Here is a 15759-nt window from a genome sequence, read left to right as displayed (position 1 = left end):
CATGGCATCCGAGTGGGCACCCGACATTCTGGGTCGTCCGTTCCAACAGCTGACGCTGGAGGTGGGGGAGGATGCCGGGGTTCCCATCGTCGCGACCCTTGTCCGGTCGCATCCTGCGGCGTGGGTAGGGCTCACCGGCGCCCTCAGTGACGTGGATGTGCTCTATGTTCACGGCTGGTCGGACTACTTCTTCCAGACGGAGCTTGCCCACTTCTGGAACGACCTCGGCGCGCGTTTCTATGCGCTCGACCTCCGGGGTTATGGGCGGAGCCTGCGCCCGACGCGACCGCCCGGATATGTCTCGTCTCTCGATGAGTACGACGGCGACATCGCGGCGGCGCTGGAGGCGATGGCATCGGGGCGGAGACGCATCGTGCTGCTGGGACATTCCACGGGTGGATTGACGCTGTCACTGTGGGCGGCGCGTCACCCGGGTGTCGTGTCGGCCGTCGTGTTGAACAGTCCGTGGCTCGAGTTGCAGACGGGAGCCTTGGCCCGGCAGGCGCTCGCCCCGATCGTCCAGGCGCGCGCCCGCTTCGATCCGCTCGGCGCTCATCCGGCCGTCGACTTCGGGTTCTACACCCGCGCGCAGCGCGAGCTCGGATCGCTCCCCGAGGCGCCCGACGGCTGGCGACCCGAGCGGGGGTTCCCGACGCATCCGGGATGGTTGGCGGCGATCATCGCCGGGCATGCCCGCGTCGCATCGGGGCTCGATATCGACTGCCCGGTGCTGGTACTGCTGTCGTCACGGGGGTCGAACCCCCTCGCCTGGTCGCCCGAGGCGGTCTCGTCCGACAATGTGCTCGTCGTCGACGACATCGCCAGAGCGGCGACGAAGCTCGGCGCCGATGTCACGCTCGCGCGCGTCGAAGGCGCCATTCACGACATTTTCCTGTCCGCTCCCGAGCCCCGAGCGAGCGCGTACCGCGCGCTCCGCAGATGGCTGACCGGAGGTGCTCTTGCCCGGTGACGTCCCCGACTCCGAAGAATATGAAGAGTCCGAAATCGAGCAGGCAACAGCCTGGCTGGAGAAGCTGACGCGCGATCCGCTCGCCGACGCGGTCCGCGGTGTGGCGACGATCGTCACGATCGTGGATCCGTCCGGCCGAGGTCGCTACCGCGAGTATCGGGTCGGCCTCTCCGTCGAAGGCCCGGGCATCCCGCCGACTGCCCTCGAGCAATTGCTGGTCTTCGACAGCCGGATGCCGCCGCAACCCGGCATGCGCCTTCCTGCGCGCGTCTCGGTGAGCGACCCGCAGGCCGTCGAGGTCGTCTGGGACGCGCTGGCCCGTTGATCGCGCCGGCATCGTGGGTGGGGATCACGGCCGAAGCGCGCCCCGCGGCAGACGTCTGGATGCTGATCGGCGCGATCGTCTGGCTCCTCGGGATCGTGCTGGAGATCGTCGCCGACGCGCAGAAGAACGCATTCCGTCGGGACCCGGCGCAGAAGGGCCGCTTCATCCAGAGCGGCGTCTGGGCGTGGTCCCGGCATCCGAACTACTTCGGCGAGATCCTCGTCTGGATCGGCGTCGCGTTCGTTGCTCTCCCGGCAGCGACCGGGTGGCAGTGGGTCACCCTGCTCTCGCCGATCTTCGTGATCCTGCTGCTCACGCGAGTCAGCGGCATCCCGTTGCTGGAGAAGCGCGCTGACGCCCGATGGGGCGAGGACCCGGACTATCAGGCGTACAAGGCACGCACGCCGGTGCTGGTGCCGAGCGTACGCACGTCGAAGCTCGCGTCCGCGCGCTGACCACTCACGAACAGCATCCGCCTCCGCCGCCGACATCGGTGGAGCAGACGCCCGTCGCGGGGAGAACCAACTCGACCATCTCGGCGGAGGTCATGTCGCCGGCGAGCCACGCGGCAACTGATCGCACTTGCTCGTAGCCGGTGGCGAGAAGGAACGTAGGCGCCCGCCCGTATGACTTCATCCCGACGATGAAGAATCCGTTCTCCGGGTGGGTGAGCTCGCGGAACCCGTGGGGTTCGACGGTGCCGCAGGAGTGCACGTTGGGATCGATGAGCGGCGCAAGGCGCTTCGGAGCCTCGACGATCTCGTCCAGTTCGATGCGGATCTCGCGCAGGATGCTGAGGTCCGGTCGGAAACCGGTCGCATTCACGACGATGTCGGTCGCGTGCGTGACGACCTCACCGTGGCGGTGGCCGACGAGCTCGACGCCGCGCTCCGAACGTCGCGCGCGGATGATTTCGAAGCCGTCGACGAGAGCGATGTCGCCCCGCTCGACGGCGCGATCGACGCGGCTCCCCAGGTGCGCGCGACCGATGAGTCCGTCGTCAGGGGAGGCCGACACGCGGACGGCGCTGGCGTTGCGGATGAGCCACGTGACGGTCGTCCCCGCTTCTTCGCGTGCCAGTTTCACGAGGGCCAGCAGCGTGTTGGCAGCAGAGTGCCCCGCGCCGACGACGGTGACGTGTCGGCCCGCGAAAAGGGTGCGGTCGCGGCCGAGGACATCGGGTAGCGCGAGTGTGACACGATCGGCGATGTCGGACAGTCCGAGGAGCTCCAGCCCGCTCGAGGCGAGCGAGTTCGGTGTGCGGTAGGTCCCGGACGCATCGATGACCGCCCGCGCGAGTACGTCTTCCTCGCCGCCGCCGCCGCCGCCGTCGCTCGTGCGCACGCGCAACGCGAACGGTGTGGCCGAACGCGCGCGGGTACGTGTGCGGTCCATGCCGTCGCGACTCACGCCGGTCACGGTGACTCCGGTGCGCACCCGCGACGCGATCTGATCGAGCTGGGCCAGTGGCGCGACGTACTTCTCGACGAACTCGGTGCCGCTGGGCGCCCGCTCGGGATCGGGGAGCTCCCAGCCCGTGGCTTCGAGAAGGCGGAGGGATGCCGGATCGACCAGATGCTTCCAGGGGGAGAAGAGCCGGGTGTGCCCCCACGCGCGTACGCTCGCTGCGACCGTGTCGCCGGCCTCGAAGACGACGAAATCAATGCCGCGCTCGACCAGGTTCGCGGCCGCCGCGAGACCGATGGGACCCGCGCCGATGATGGCGACCGGCAACGTCGTCATTCGGTCGTTCGCGGCAACGCGAGGAGTGAGATCGAGCAGCGTCATGTCGGGTCCTCCAGAAGATGTCGACCGTGTGCGAGATTCATGATCTCCTGTCTATCGATGACTGTCAATATCGACTAGCATCGATGGATGGCCCCTGTTCTTGCTGTCACCGATGTCCGCGCGGCGGAATGTTGCGCGCCGCTCGTCCGGGAACCGATCGCGGCGGCCGAAGCGGAATCGATGGCGCTCACGATGAAGGCGTTGGCCGATCCCGCACGCCTGCGGTTGCTGTCGATCGTGGCGGCATCCGAAAACCAGGAAGCCTGCGTTTGTGACTTGATCGAACCGGTGGGTCTGAGTCAGCCCACGGTGTCGCACCATCTGAAGGTGCTGACTGCCGCCGGTTTCTTGACGCGGAGCAAGCGTGCGACCTGGGCGTACTACGCGCTGGTACCCGGATCGCTCGATCGCGTCGCGACCTTCTTCGGTGGCAGTTGACGGTCGCCGTGGCGGATTCTGCGGATTCGTTGCGGGGTGAGAGAGGAAAACCCAGGTCAGCCCGTCATTCTAACGGTAGTTGACGAACTGCAGATCGAGATCGAGGTCGGCCGCCTTGAGGAGGCGCTGAACCTCCTGCAAGTCGTCGCGCGACTTGGACTGCACGCGGAGCTCGTCACCCTGGATTTGCGACTTCACCGACTTGGGACCCTCGTCGCGCAGGATCTTGCTGATTTTCTTCGCGTTCTCCGACGAGATCCCCTCTTTGAGAGTCGACGTGATCCGGTACTCCTTCGACCCGACCACCGGGTCGCCGGTCTCGAGGCTCTTCAGCGAGATGCCGCGCTTGATGAGCTTCGACTGGAAGACGTCAAGGACAGCCTTCGCGCGCTCTTCGCTGTTGGCCTTGATGACGATCGCATCACCACTCCAGGCGATATCGGCGTCGGTGCCCTTGAAGTCGTAACGCTGCTCGACCTCTTTGCGGGCTTGGTTGAGCGCGTTGTCGGCCTCCTGACGGTCGATCTTGGAGACGATGTCGAAAGAAGAGTCAGCCATGCGCCCAATTTACTCGACGGGCGCGGCGAAGTGCGCGGCGTCTGGCGATCAAGAGGGTGCGGGGTTCGCCGTATTGATGAGCGTATCGAGGAACCGTGGCTTCATAGACTGGCGGGATGCAGCCGCTCACCGAAGACCAGGTGCGCTCGACGCTCGTGAACGCGACCGGCGACGAGCGGGCACACCTCGCCGTGCCCATGTCCTTTGTGCTGGCCGACTGGGACCACCTCGATTTCCTGGCGTGGCAGGATCCCGCCGCTCACGGGCGCGGCTACATCGTGATCGAACAGGACGGTGCGGCGATCGGGATCGTCGTGCGAGCCGCGAGCGGCGCGCGTTCGCACTCGGCGATGTGCAACATCTGCCACACGGTGCAACCGGGAAACCAGGTCGCGCTGTTCACGGCTCGACGGGCGGGGGATGCCGGGAGTCACGGCGACAGCGTCGGCACCTATATGTGTGCCGATCTGGGCTGTCATGAGAACGTTCGACTGGCGGCACCGCTCGCACCCAGCGAGATCCGTGCAAGCGTCGACCGCCGAATCGACGGAACGCGACGGCGCGTGGAGAGCTTCGTGGGACGCGTCATCTCGGCCGTGTAGCGACGCCGGTTTTTCGGACGGGGCGCGGACGGGTAAGATAATTGATCGCGCCTCCGATCGACTGGAAAAGCCGGGCGGGTGCGCACCTGGCGAGTTACCCAAGCGGCCAAAGGGATCTGATTGTAACTCAGCTGTCATCGACTTCGGGGGTTCGAATCCCTCACTCGCCACTCACCGAACGAAGCGCGCCCACGTGGGGCGCTTCCTCGTTTCCACCGGTCGTGCATGCCAGGATGGGGGCCACAGGCCACACCCGAGGAGGATCCCACGATGACCGAGCAGATCACGTCGCCGCCGACCAACAGGATCATGCGTGCGGCGCTCTGGGTGGCCATCGGAGCCCTCATCGCGGCTGCCATCGTCTGTGTCATCTGGGTGCTCGTCGGTGATGCGAACGGGATGGTCGGAAAGGCGTTTCTGACGATCCTGTTGCTGGCGGGCTTCGCCGGCGTCGCGATCGCCGAGGCGAACATGGCTCCGCGCCGACCGGACTGGCTGACCCTCGCGAGCATGATCACGTGGGTCGCGATCCTCCTGATCGGCGCCGTCCTGATCTGGATGCCCGACCCCTCCGACTACTACTACGGGTTCGGTGGCGACCGCTTCTTTCGCTTCATCCTGATCGCCCTGATCTTGCAGGGCGCGCTTCTGCACGTGCGGCTCTACCTGAAGGCACACCAGCGCTACGAAACGACGTTCACGACGATCGTCACCTACGTCACGATCGGGCTGGTCGTGATCCTCGCCGTCATGCTGGTCCTGCCGCTCCTGCTTTCTCAGGACGTGAACTTCCGTGCGATTTACTGGCGGGTCGTCGTCGCGCTCGCGATCCTCGCCGCGGTCGGAACTGCGCTCGTACCCCTCGTCAACGCCTTGTTCGCGCCCAAGAAGCCGCGCCCGGAGGCTCCGGTGGCCTACGCTGCCCCGTCAGCGATCGCTCAGTGGCCGACCTACGCCGACGGCGTGACCCCGTTGCCGGTCCTGCCGGACGGAGTGACCCCCGACTGGAACGCCTACTACACCGGACAGCCCACCTACGCGGCGCCCGACAAGTCCACTGACGCTCCGCGTTCGGGATACGAGGGTTTCCCGCCCCCGCCTCCCCTCCCACCGCAGCGCGGCTGATCCGGCACAACGGGCATCATCTGTCGCCACCCTCCCGCCGTGGCGACAGATTGTGCCCGCAACGCCGCCGGCCGACGCCTCAGCCGAGGAGCTCGAGCGCCGCCATGGCGGCGTTGTGGCCGCCGCCGACGATCACGGCGTCGTAGATCTCGCTCATGAGCCCACGGTAGTGCGCGTAGCGTGGAGGGATGCAGGAGCTTCTGACGTTGGCCGAAGAGATCGCGCGCGAAGCCGGAGAGCTGGCTCGCCGGCGCCGCGCAGACGGGGTGACGATCGCGGCATCCAAATCGTCGCTCGCCGACATCGTCACCGAAGCCGATCGCGAGGTCGAAGCCCTCATCCGAGAGCGACTCATCCGGGCGCGCCCGAAGGACGGCTTCTTCGGCGAAGAGTCCGGCGCCGAGCGGGGAACCTCCGGGGTCACGTGGATCGTCGATCCGATCGACGGCACCGTCAACTACTCCTACGGTATTCCGCACTACGCGGTCAGTATCGCCGCGGTCACCGGCGAACCGACGCCCGATGCATGGATGCCGGAGGTCGGTGTCGTCCACAATCCTGCGACGGGGGAGACCTTCACCGGCGCGCGCGGGGAGGGCGCGTGGCTCGGAAGCACGCGGTTGCATGTCTCGACGCCGTCGCCCGCCGGCGCGCTGCTCGCTACCGGGTTCGGATACGACCCGGCCCAGCACGAGGGTGACCTGACACGCGTGCGCGCAGTCATGCCGTTCGCACGTGACTTGCGCCGCGCCGGCGCCGCGTCGCTCGACCTCGCCTACGTCGCCGCGGGGCGGCTTGACGGATACTTCGAGAAGAACCTGCACCCCTGGGACCACGCAGCGGGTGGGCTGCTCGTGACTGAGGCTGACGGCGTGCTCGGTGGCGAGCCGGCCGGGCGTCCCGGGCGCGAGATGGTCATCGCCGCCGGGCGGGAGACGTTCGAGCGGATACACGCGGCGATATACTGCTGACCGTTCATCGCATTCTCAGATTGCCTCCTGTAGTGTTTACCCGATCGTTACCTTTGCCGCCCGAACGGTAGACGGTGACCTGAAGCCCCCGAGTTCTTCCCCGCTCCCTGCGAAGCGGCCTGACGAGAGCCTGCGATTTGACGCTCGACACCCCCTTGGCTGACGCCGCGCTCACGCGCCGCGACGGCCATCGACCCCCCGCGCTCACCGCGCCGGCGACGTCGGGTGTCATGACGCGTGCGGAGTATCGCCGGCTCGCCGCCGCCGCAGAGGTGGCTGCGGAGACCACCCCCGCCGCCGATCTCCCCGCGGGGTCGGTGTTCACGCCCGAGCCCGAGTGTGTGGTCGACGAATTCGAGTTCGCCGCGCGACTCTTCGCATTCACCGGGGAGACGGTCCAGGCGCCTCGTGTGGATGAGGACCGAATTCCTGCACCTGTCGCTGCATCCGACGTCCACCGTGCGCGGCGCGGCTCGCGCCACCGCGCCGGGGTGATTGCGAAGCGACTCGCCGCGACATCCTTCTCTCTCGGGGTGATGACCGTGGTCGGGCTCCTCGCTGTCGGCACCACAATGCCCGCAGCAGCGGTTGCCTCTGCGAGTGGCCCCGCCGCCGACATCACCGTCGCCGCTTCGTCGAGCTCGATCGCACCAGACGAGATCCAGGCGTTCGTCGCCTCGTCGGATGCCGGTGCCACGGACCTGGACCGTACCGAGACCTACGACGTCGCCTCCATGGTCGACGTCGCGGCCGACTCGGGCGTCACCCTTTTCGCCGGGACGTGGGTCAACAACTCCGAGGCGTCCATTCAGTGGCCGTTCCCCGTGGGTGTGCCCGTCTCCGCGTCCTACGGCTCGACGACCTACCTGTCGCAGTTTGCGTCACCGCACCGCGGCGTCGACCTGACGCCGGGGACCGGCGCCGAAGTCCACGCGGTCGCGGCGGGCACGGTGCGCATCGCCACCGAAGCCGGCGGCGACTACGGCGTTACGGTGCTGATCGACCACATCATCGACGGTCAACTCGTCTCGACCCGCTATGGGCACATGCAATACGGTTCGCTGAGCGTCGCTCAAGGTGACACCGTTGCAGCCGGCGACGTGATCGGCAAGGTCGGCGAGACCGGCAAGGCGACCGGGCCGCACCTGCACCTCGAGGTCTTGCTCGGCGGCTCGACGCACGTCGACCCCATGCCGTGGCTGTACGAGCACACGGTCGGCACGCACACGGTCGGCTGAACGGTTTTTTCGGACGCTCCGGCTCTGATAAGATCTTCTAGTTGCCCGCGCGCGGGCAGTACGCCCCGATAGCTCAGTGGTAGAGCACTTCCATGGTAAGGAAGGGGTCGACAGTTCAATCCTGTCTCGGGGCTCGCAGCATCCACATCTCGCCGTGTGGGTGCGGCGTGGCAGGGTAGCTCAGCTGGTCAGAGCGCACGACTCATAATCGTGAGGTCGCGGGTTCAAGCCCCGCTCCTGCTACAACGTGAATCCTCGGCATCCGCCGGGGATTTTTTCATGCGCTGAGACACCAGTGCTTGCCGATGTCGGCGGCGACTGGTAGATCTGTGAGTGGGGACGGAACCTGGGGGGTTCCGCATCATCGGCTTGGGGGCCAGATGAACGATGTCACGCTTGTGCCGGCGCTGTACCGATGCCCGGACCACGATCAGCAGGAAACAGTCACCGAGCGGGTGCGAGATCTGGTGCAGACGGAACGGGCGATCCGGGCGGACCTTCCGTCCGCGCCTTTCCGGGTGACCGTGACCTGTCCCGGGCATCCCGCCGATCCGACGACCGCCCACCGGCGCTCATACGACGGCACCTGGACCGCGGAGGTGCCTGCCCGGGTGTGACACCTCCCGATCGCACCCGTGTCGGCGGCGAGAGTTAGCATGGACCGTCCCTCCCTTCGCAGCTACGGAGTACGCGCATGCTCGGAAAGCTCCTCGTCCGCTACCTGGGCGCGTACAAGTGGTGGTTGCTCGGGGTGCTGGTCTTCCAGTTCATCTCAGCGATGGCCTCGCTGTACCTGCCTCGACTGAACGCCGACATCATCGACAAGGGTGTGGCCGCGGGGGACACCGCCTTCATCTGGTCGACCGGCATGTTCATGCTGACGATTTCCCTCGGCCAGATCACCGCCGCGATCATCGCGACGTACTTCGCGGCCCGCGCAGCGATGAGCGCTGGTCGCGACATCCGTCTGGACGTGTACCAAAAGGTGAGCGCCTTCTCAGAGCGCGAGGTCTCCACCTTCGGACCCGGCTCGCTCATCACCCGCAACACGAACGACGTGCAGCAGGTACAGATGCTCGCGATGATGGGTGCCACGATGCTCGTCACCGCGCCGATGCTCGCCATCGGCGGCATCATCATGGCGCTTCAGCAGGACGTCGGTCTCAGTTGGCTCATCGGTGTGTCGGTGCCGGTCCTGCTCGTGCTCGTCGCCCTCATCATCAGCCGAATGGTGCCGCTGTTTCGCAGTTTTCAGACGAAACTCGACGCCATCAACCGCATCCTGCGCGAACAACTCACCGGCGTCCGCGTCGTGCGCGCCTTCGTGCGCGAAGACATCGAGGAGCAACGCTTCGCCGGGGCCAATCACGACATCATGGTCGTCGGCCGCAAGGTCGGTTCGTTGTTCGTGTTGATGTTCCCGCTGGCGATGTTGGTGCTCAACGTCACCGTCGTCGGCGTCATCTGGTTCGGCGGCATCCAGGTCAACGAAGGCTCGATCGAGATCGGCACGCTCTTCGCATTCATGCAGTACATCGGGCAGATTCTGATGGGCGTCCTGATGGCGACCTTCATGACCATCATGATTCCGCGCGCCGCCGTGTCGGCTGAGCGGATCGGAGAGGTGCTGGAGAGCGAATCGACGTTGACCAGGTCCGAGAACGCGACGAGCGAGTTCCCGACGCCCGGCACGGTGTCCTTCCGCGACGTCGAGTTCACGTATCCGGGTGCCGAATCGCCCGTGTTGCAGGGCATCAGCTTCGAGGCGCGGCGCGGTGAGACCGTCGCGATCGTCGGGTCGACCGGGGCCGGAAAAACAACGCTCGTCTCCCTCATCCCGCGCCTCTTCGATGTCACCGGTGGGGCAGTGCAGGTCGGCGGCGTGGATGTGCGCGAGGCGGATCTCGACCACTTGTGGACGGGCATCGGTCTTGTTCCCCAGCGCCCGTTCCTGTTCACCGGAACGGTCGCCTCGAACCTGCGCTTCGGTCGGGAAGAGGCCACCGACGACGAGCTCTGGGCTGCGCTGGCGATCGCCCAGGGGAGCGACTTCGTCAGGGAGATGGAGGGTCAGCTCGAGGCGCGGATCTCGCAGGGCGGCACGAACGTCTCGGGCGGTCAACGTCAGCGGCTGGCGATCGCCCGTGCGATCGTGCATCAACCCGACATCCTGGTCTTCGACGACTCGTTCTCGGCACTCGACCTCACGACCGATGCCCGCCTGCGGCAAGCGCTCTGGCGCGAGCTGCCCGAGGTCACCAAGATCATCGTGGCGCAGCGTGTGTCCACCGTCACCGAAGCAGACCGGATCGTCGTCCTCGAGGACGGTCAGATGGTCGGTCTCGGCACGCACGCAGAGCTGCTGCAGACAAGCGAGACCTATCGAGAGATCGTTCAGTCGCAGCTGGGGGTGGAAGCATGAGCACGCCTGAGGTCCTCACCGATGAAGAGCGACTCGAGATCGAACTCGCCGAGCAGGCTCGTCAGAATTCCGGCGATTGGGACAGTGTCGCACCCGGCAAGGCGGCGAACTTCGGCAAGAGTTTCGGACGGCTCGTCGGGCTGCTCAAACCGCACGCGTTCGCCTTCACCCTGGTGTCGATCTTCGGCGCGATCGGAGTCGTGCTCGCTGTCATCGCGCCAAAGGTTCTCGGCAATGCGACGAACATCATCTTCGAAGGTGTCACCTCGCTCGGACTGGTCGGCCAATTCCCGGCCGGCACCTCGCGGAGCGATGTCGTCAGCGCGCTGAACAGCGCCGGACAAACCGACATGGCGAACATGATCGGCGCAATGGATGACTTCGTCGTCGGGGCAGGGGTGAACTTCGACGCGCTCAGGGGCGTCATCATCGCCGTCCTCGCCATCTACATCGCGTCTGCCCTGTTGAACTGGCTTCAGGGCTACGTGATCAACGTGATCATGGTGCGCACCATGTACCGCCTCCGGGAGGCCGTCGAGGTCAAGATCAACCGGCTGCCGCTGTCGTACTTCGACAAGGTCCAGCGCGGCGAGCTCATCTCGCGCGTCACGAACGACATCGACAACATCACCCAAACGATGCAGCAGTCATTGTCGACGGTCGTCACTTCCGTACTCACCGTGGTCGGTGTGCTGTTCATGATGTTCACCATCTCGTGGCAGCTCGCGCTCGTCGCGCTCGTCTCGCTGCCGCTCATGGCGGTGATCTTCGGGATCATCGGTCCGAAGTCGCAGAAGGCGTTCGGCATCCAATGGCGCAAGGTCGGCCGCCTCAACGCGCGGGTCGAGGAGTCGTTCTCGGGTCATGCGCTCGTCAAGGTCTACGGGCGCGAGAAGGATTCCCTGGAGAAGTTCCAGGAAGAGAACGAAGAGCTCTACCAGGCAGCGTTCAAGGCACAATTCCTCTCCGGCATGATCATGCCGGGCATGACGTTCATCGGAAACCTCACGTACGTCGGCATCGCCGTCCTTGGCGGTCTGATGGTTGCCAGCGGAAACCTCCGACTCGGCGACGTTCAGGCGTTCATCCAGTACTCGCAGCAGTTCACACAGCCCCTGTCGGAGCTCGGCGGCATGGCGGCGGTCATCCAGTCGGGCACGGCGTCGGCCGAGCGCGTCTTCGAGCTCCTCGATGCGGACGAGCAAGAGCCGGATGCCGAGGACGCGCCGGAGGCGGTCGACGGGAGGGGAGTGATCGAGTTCCAGAACGTCGCGTTCGCCTACTCGCCGGATCGGCCATTGATCAGCGACCTGTCCTTCCGGGTCGAGCCTGGTCAGACCGTCGCGATCGTCGGCCCGACGGGTGCCGGCAAGACGACGATGGTCAACCTGATCATGCGGTTCTATGAACTCGACGGCGGACGCATTCTGCTTGACGGTCAGAACATCGCCGATCTCACGCGCGACGACGTACGCTCGCGTACCGGGATGGTGTTGCAGGATCCCTGGCTGTTCGCCGGAACGATCCGCGAGAACATCCGCTACGGCCGCGAGTCCGCCACCGACGACGAGATCGTCGCGGCGGCGACGGCGACCCGCGTCGACAAATTCGTCCATTCTTTGCCCGAGGGCTACGACACCGTCCTTGACGAGGATGCCTCGAACGTTTCGGCCGGTGAGAAGCAGCTCATCACGATCGCCCGTGCGTTCGTTGCCCGACCCTCGGTGCTGATCCTCGACGAGGCGACGTCGTCCGTCGACACCCGCACGGAGTTGCTGCTGCAGCACGCGATGGCGGCGCTCCGCGAAGGACGCACGTCGTTCGTCATCGCGCACCGCCTGTCGACCATTCGTGACGCAGATCTCATCCTCGTGATGGAGCATGGTGACATTGTCGAGAAGGGGTCGCACGACGAGCTCATCGCGGCGGAAGGGGCCTACTGGCGCCTCTACCAGTCGCAATTCGAGCACGCATCCACCGAGGTCAGCCCGCCGCAAGACGATCACTCTCCGGAAGAGTCGGGCGTGGCTGCGGCGGAGGAGACCGCGTGAGCGGGCGCCGCTCGCCACGCTTCATCCTTTCGTGCGTGGGGATTGGCCTTGCTGCAGGGTTGTTGTCTGGCCTGTTCGGCGTCGGTGGCGGCACGGTCATCGTGCCGATGCTCGTCCTGCTGCTTGCGTTCGATCAGCGCCGCGCAGCCGGCACCTCGCTCGCCGCCATCATCCCGACCGCGGCGGTCGGCGTGATCTCCTACGCGGTGCACGACTCCGTCGCCTGGATCCCGGCGCTCATCCTCGCCCTCGGCGCCGTCGTCGGCGCCCAGGGGGGGACGTGGCTTCTCGCGCGCGTGCCGCAGAACGCCCTTCGCTGGGGCTTCGTCGGATTCCTCGTGGTCGTGATCGTGATGCTCTTCATCGTCGTCCCGTCGCGTGACGCCGAACTGCTGCTGACGTGGGGGAGCGCGCTGGGACTGCTCGCTCTGGGGGTCATCACCGGAGTCTTGGCCGGTCTGTTGGGCGTCGGCGGCGGTGTCGTGGTCGTCCCCGCGCTGATGTTCCTCTTCGGCACGAGCGACCTGATCGCCAAGGGCACCTCGCTGCTGATGATGATCCCGACCGCGATCTCCGGGACGATCGGCAACATCCGACGTCACAACGTCGACCTGCTCTCCGCGGCGCTCGTCGGTGTGTCCGCCTGCACGACGACGGCCCTCGGCGCGTGGATCGCCACGCTCCTGAACCCCCTCACGGCCAACATCCTGTTCGCGGCGTTCCTCGCTTTCATCGCGGGGCAGATGGCGCTGCGTGCGATCCGGGCCCAGCGCGGACGCTGAGCAGCCTCGGTAGGATCGAAGCGTGTCCGTGAATACTGAGCTGGTGGGTCGTGCGTTCGCGCCGACCGAGCCCTACCTGGTCGGTCGTGAGAAAGTGCGCGAGTTCTCGCGGGCTGTCTTCGCCGACGATCCGCAACACGTCGACCCGACCGCAGCGCGCGCGATGGGTTACCCCGACGTCGTCGCGCCGCCGACGTTCGCGATGGTGATCCAAGACCTCACGCTGCAGCAACTGCTGGCAGAGCCGGATTCGGGCATCGCGTTGGAGCGCACGGTCCACGCGGAGCAGCGCTTCCGCTACACACGGCCGATCGTCGCCGGGGACGAGCTCGTCGCACAGTTGCAGATCACGAACGTCCGGCCGTTCGGGAAAGGCGCCATGGTCACCAGCGTCTCGGAGATCACGGATGCCGCCGGCGCCCACGTCGTCACCGCCACGTCTATTTTGCTGATCGGGGGCGAAGTCGCATGACCATGCTGACTGTCGGCGACGTGATCGCCGAACGTACCGTCCACCTCACGCGGGAAGCACTCGTGCGTTACGCCGGCGCATCCGGGGACTTCAATCCGATCCACTATCGCGACGACGTCGCCACCGAGGTCGGTCTGCCGGGTGTACTCGCGCACGGCATGCTCACGATGGGCGTGGCTGTCGAGACGCTCGTTCCGTGGCTCGGCGACGCTGGCCGCATCCTCGAGTACGGAGTGAGGTTCACCCGTCCGGTCGTCGTCGATGCCCGAGAGGGTGCCGATCTCACCGTCTCAGCGAAGATCGGTGCGCTCGAAGAAGGCGTCGCGCGGATCGATCTGACGGTGACGTTCGGCGAAACGACCGTTCTCGGCAAGGCGCAGGTGCGTGTGCGCCTGGACGAGTGAGCGTGATGACATCGGTCGCGCGTGAGATCACGCCTCGTCCGCTCTCGGAGCTGACGACTCTCCGCGCGGGTGGTGCACCTGCACGGATGCTGGAGGCCTCGACTCGCGACGAACTCATCGCGGCGATGACTCAGATCTGGGCAGACGGAGAGCCATGGCTGGTCGTCGGCGGCGGATCGAACCTCCTGGTCGGGGACGATGAGTTCGAGGGAACCGTTGTCCTCGTGCGCAATCGCGGCATCGAGAGGGTGCCCGCAGAACGTGACGGTGTGGTGCGACTTCGCATCCAAGCCGGACATGACTGGGACGACCTGGTCACCTACACCGTCGCGGAAGGTCTTCGCGGCATCGAAGCGATGTCCGGCATTCCCGGTACGGCCGGCGCCGCGCCGATCCAGAACATCGGTGCCTACGGCCAAGAGATCATCGAGACGCTGGTCGAGGTCGAGCTGCTCGATGAGGCGACAGGCGAGCTTGAGACCGTCTCGGCGGCTGAGCTCGAACTGGGCTTTCGCACCTCGGTGCTGAAAGCTCACTACGGCGTCGGCGCGCGGCGGAGCGGCGTCATCGTCTCCATCACGCTGGAGCTGACCGATGTGGGCCACGGTGCGATCCCGGTTCGCGGTGCACAATTGCGTCAGGCCCTCGGCTTGACCGCGGATGCCGAGGTTTCCCTCGAGTGGATCCGCGAGACCGTGCGGACAACGCGTGCCCGCAAAGGCATGGTGCTCGACGAGAACGATCCGGACACCTTCAGCGCCGGATCGTTCTTCCAGAATGCGGTGGTGTCGGCCTCCTTCGCCCGCACGTTGCCGGACGCGTGCCCCCGGTGGCCGCTGAGCGTCGAGGTGGACTCGGTACAGGTGATCCCACTCGAGTCGTATGACGGACTCGTCGTGCCGCCGGCTTCCACACAGCCCGACGTCAAGGTCAGTGCCGCGTGGCTCATCGAGAACGCCGGTCTCCGTAAGGGATTCAAACTGCCCCGATCGCGCGCCGCGCTGTCGACCAAGCACGCGCTCGCGCTGACGAACCGGGGCGGCGCGACAGCGGGCGAACTGGCCGAGCTCGCCCGCTACATCCAGCAGCGCGTGCAATCCGAATACGGCCTGCTGCTGCAGCCCGAGCCCGTCCTCATCGGCGTCGATCTCTAGCGGCGTCGCGCGGGCAGAGACGTGACACGCCCGGGCGGCCCACCGGATTTGGCAGGCACGTGGGCGCCGCGTAATGTTCTTGTTGTTCGCCCCAAAGGGGAGAGCGGAGAGGCTAAGAGCCCCGCAACCCTCAAGCAGTGAACAGGCCCCACCAACTATCAAATCCTCACCTGAGGGTGTGCTAGGGTAGGGAGTCCGGTTCGAGAGAGCCAGGTCAGGGACCACTGGTCGACGAAAGTCGAACGAAGCGCCGATCTGCCGACATCGAACGGACAAAAGAGAAGTTGCCCTGCGGGCGAGGCTGAGAGGCTGAGCAGTGGGAGTATCCGATCCTTGAGAACTCAACAGCGTGCACTTGTCAAATGCCAAATAACCTCAACTCCATTTCGGTGGGGTGAGATTCCTTTGGATCAAGTCCAGTCCTTCTTCCGGAGGGGCTGGCGTTATGGATTGTCAGTG

General features: G+C 66.0%; 17 protein-coding genes and 3 tRNA genes. 18 read left to right on the top strand and 2 right to left on the bottom strand.

The annotated features are described in order from the left end of the window. Position 1 precedes the first annotated feature (1 nt). Genes Q0653_RS12600 through Q0653_RS12590 form a run of 3 tightly spaced genes read left to right on the top strand, consistent with a single transcriptional unit; the run spans position 2 to position 1750 of the window. Complete coding sequence (locus Q0653_RS12600) at positions 2-970, top strand: alpha/beta hydrolase (RefSeq protein WP_298742263.1); 969 nt, start codon at positions 2-4, stop codon at positions 968-970. Beyond that, positions 960-1295: a hypothetical protein gene (locus Q0653_RS12595; RefSeq protein WP_298944888.1), complete on the top strand. Its 336-nt coding sequence runs from the start codon at positions 960-962 to the stop codon at positions 1293-1295. The genes Q0653_RS12600 and Q0653_RS12595 overlap by 11 nt, the downstream gene beginning before the upstream one ends. Then, entirely contained in the window at positions 1292-1750 is a 459-nt protein-coding gene (locus Q0653_RS12590; protein ID WP_298944885.1) for a DUF1295 domain-containing protein, read from the top strand. The genes Q0653_RS12595 and Q0653_RS12590 overlap by 4 nt, the downstream gene beginning before the upstream one ends. A 4-nt stretch (positions 1751-1754) precedes the next feature. On the opposite strand, the gene Q0653_RS12585 is transcribed toward Q0653_RS12590, so the two are convergent. Next, positions 1755-3083: an FAD-dependent oxidoreductase gene (locus Q0653_RS12585; RefSeq protein ID WP_298944884.1), complete on the bottom strand. Its 1329-nt coding sequence runs from the start codon at positions 3081-3083 to the stop codon at positions 1755-1757. Between the two features lie 87 nt (positions 3084-3170). Between Q0653_RS12585 and Q0653_RS12580 the strand changes: the two genes are divergently transcribed. Next, on the top strand, positions 3171-3521 hold the full coding sequence (locus tag Q0653_RS12580) for a metalloregulator ArsR/SmtB family transcription factor (protein WP_298944882.1): 351 nt from the start codon (positions 3171-3173) through the stop codon (positions 3519-3521). A 69-nt stretch (positions 3522-3590) separates the two neighbouring features. Here the strand turns inward: Q0653_RS12580 and Q0653_RS12575 are convergent, their stop codons facing one another. Further along, positions 3591-4079 carry a YajQ family cyclic di-GMP-binding protein gene (locus Q0653_RS12575; RefSeq protein WP_298742268.1) on the bottom strand — a complete coding sequence of 163 codons (489 nt, stop codon included), beginning with the start codon at positions 4077-4079 and terminating at the stop codon, positions 3591-3593. 116 nt (positions 4080-4195) lie between these two features. On the opposite strand from Q0653_RS12575, the gene Q0653_RS12570 reads away from it, so the two are divergent. The 14 genes from Q0653_RS12570 (at position 4196) to Q0653_RS12505 (ending at position 15300) form a co-directional block, all read left to right on the top strand. Then, on the top strand, positions 4196-4681 hold the full coding sequence (locus Q0653_RS12570) for an FBP domain-containing protein (protein ID WP_298944880.1): 486 nt from the start codon (positions 4196-4198) through the stop codon (positions 4679-4681). 88 nt (positions 4682-4769) lie between these two features. Then, positions 4770-4851: transfer RNA gene (locus tag Q0653_RS12565), tRNA-Tyr, on the top strand. 100 nt (positions 4852-4951) lie between these two features. After that, positions 4952-5806, top strand: a complete 855-nt coding sequence (locus Q0653_RS12560) for a hypothetical protein (RefSeq protein ID WP_298742270.1) — start codon at positions 4952-4954, stop codon at positions 5804-5806. A gap of 188 nt (positions 5807-5994) precedes the next feature. Further along, the gene (locus Q0653_RS12555; protein ID WP_298944878.1) at positions 5995-6777 is read left to right on the top strand and encodes an inositol monophosphatase family protein; all 783 of its coding nucleotides are present in this window, start codon (positions 5995-5997) and stop codon (positions 6775-6777) included. 137 nt (positions 6778-6914) lie between these two features. After that, positions 6915-8015, top strand: coding sequence for a M23 family metallopeptidase (locus Q0653_RS12550; RefSeq protein WP_298944876.1), 1101 nt, complete (start codon positions 6915-6917; stop codon positions 8013-8015). 62 nt (positions 8016-8077) lie between these two features. After that, positions 8078-8149 (top strand) — tRNA-Thr (locus tag Q0653_RS12545). 35 nt (positions 8150-8184) lie between these two features. Next, positions 8185-8258: transfer RNA gene (locus Q0653_RS12540), tRNA-Met, on the top strand. Positions 8259-8395: 137 nt separating this feature from the next. Beyond that, positions 8396-8632, top strand: coding sequence for a hypothetical protein (locus Q0653_RS12535; protein WP_298944874.1), 237 nt, complete (start codon positions 8396-8398; stop codon positions 8630-8632). A 77-nt stretch (positions 8633-8709) separates the two neighbouring features. Then, positions 8710-10437, top strand: a complete 1728-nt coding sequence (locus tag Q0653_RS12530; protein WP_298944872.1) for an ABC transporter ATP-binding protein — start codon at positions 8710-8712, stop codon at positions 10435-10437. Further along, positions 10434-12488: an ABC transporter ATP-binding protein gene (locus tag Q0653_RS12525; protein ID WP_298944870.1), complete on the top strand. Its 2055-nt coding sequence runs from the start codon at positions 10434-10436 to the stop codon at positions 12486-12488. Before Q0653_RS12530 ends, Q0653_RS12525 begins: the two co-directional genes overlap by 4 nt. Then, positions 12485-13270, top strand: coding sequence for a sulfite exporter TauE/SafE family protein (locus Q0653_RS12520; RefSeq protein WP_298745356.1), 786 nt, complete (start codon positions 12485-12487; stop codon positions 13268-13270). Before Q0653_RS12525 ends, Q0653_RS12520 begins: the two co-directional genes overlap by 4 nt. A gap of 22 nt (positions 13271-13292) precedes the next feature. Continuing rightward, positions 13293-13742, top strand: coding sequence for a MaoC family dehydratase N-terminal domain-containing protein (locus Q0653_RS12515; protein WP_298745358.1), 450 nt, complete (start codon positions 13293-13295; stop codon positions 13740-13742). After that, on the top strand, positions 13739-14146 hold the full coding sequence (locus Q0653_RS12510; protein ID WP_298745360.1) for a MaoC/PaaZ C-terminal domain-containing protein: 408 nt from the start codon (positions 13739-13741) through the stop codon (positions 14144-14146). Before Q0653_RS12515 ends, Q0653_RS12510 begins: the two co-directional genes overlap by 4 nt. 5 nt (positions 14147-14151) lie before the next feature. Continuing rightward, on the top strand, positions 14152-15300 hold the full coding sequence (locus Q0653_RS12505) for a UDP-N-acetylmuramate dehydrogenase (RefSeq protein WP_298745361.1): 1149 nt from the start codon (positions 14152-14154) through the stop codon (positions 15298-15300). The last annotated feature ends 459 nt before the right edge of the window (positions 15301-15759 follow it).

This window comes from uncultured Microbacterium sp., from assembly GCF_947488465.1.
Lineage (GTDB): Bacteria > Actinomycetota > Actinomycetes > Actinomycetales > Microbacteriaceae > Microbacterium.
Note: the sequence above shows the minus strand (reverse complement) of the source record. Positions and strands in the feature narration are given on the sequence as shown.

What these genes read in the sequence shown, in the direction of transcription:
- Q0653_RS12600 (WP_298742263.1), top strand. Translation starts at nt 2, where the DNA reads ATGGCATCCGAGTGGGCACCCGACATTCTGGGTCGTCCGTTCCAACAG.
- Q0653_RS12580 (WP_298944882.1), top strand. Translation starts at nt 3,171, where the DNA reads ATGGCCCCTGTTCTTGCTGTCACCGATGTCCGCGCGGCGGAATGTTGC.
- Q0653_RS12530 (WP_298944872.1), top strand. Translation starts at nt 8,710, where the DNA reads ATGCTCGGAAAGCTCCTCGTCCGCTACCTGGGCGCGTACAAGTGGTGG.
- Q0653_RS12570 (WP_298944880.1), top strand. Translation starts at nt 4,196, where the DNA reads ATGCAGCCGCTCACCGAAGACCAGGTGCGCTCGACGCTCGTGAACGCG.
- Q0653_RS12555 (WP_298944878.1), top strand. Translation starts at nt 5,995, where the DNA reads ATGCAGGAGCTTCTGACGTTGGCCGAAGAGATCGCGCGCGAAGCCGGA.
- Q0653_RS12535 (WP_298944874.1), top strand. Translation starts at nt 8,396, where the DNA reads ATGAACGATGTCACGCTTGTGCCGGCGCTGTACCGATGCCCGGACCAC.
- Q0653_RS12585 (WP_298944884.1), bottom strand. Translation starts at nt 3,083, where the DNA reads ATGACGCTGCTCGATCTCACTCCTCGCGTTGCCGCGAACGACCGAATG.
- Q0653_RS12560 (WP_298742270.1), top strand. Translation starts at nt 4,952, where the DNA reads ATGACCGAGCAGATCACGTCGCCGCCGACCAACAGGATCATGCGTGCG.
- Q0653_RS12510 (WP_298745360.1), top strand. Translation starts at nt 13,739, where the DNA reads ATGACCATGCTGACTGTCGGCGACGTGATCGCCGAACGTACCGTCCAC.
- Q0653_RS12505 (WP_298745361.1), top strand. Translation starts at nt 14,152, where the DNA reads ATGACATCGGTCGCGCGTGAGATCACGCCTCGTCCGCTCTCGGAGCTG.
- Q0653_RS12525 (WP_298944870.1), top strand. Translation starts at nt 10,434, where the DNA reads ATGAGCACGCCTGAGGTCCTCACCGATGAAGAGCGACTCGAGATCGAA.
- Q0653_RS12575 (WP_298742268.1), bottom strand. Translation starts at nt 4,079, where the DNA reads ATGGCTGACTCTTCTTTCGACATCGTCTCCAAGATCGACCGTCAGGAG.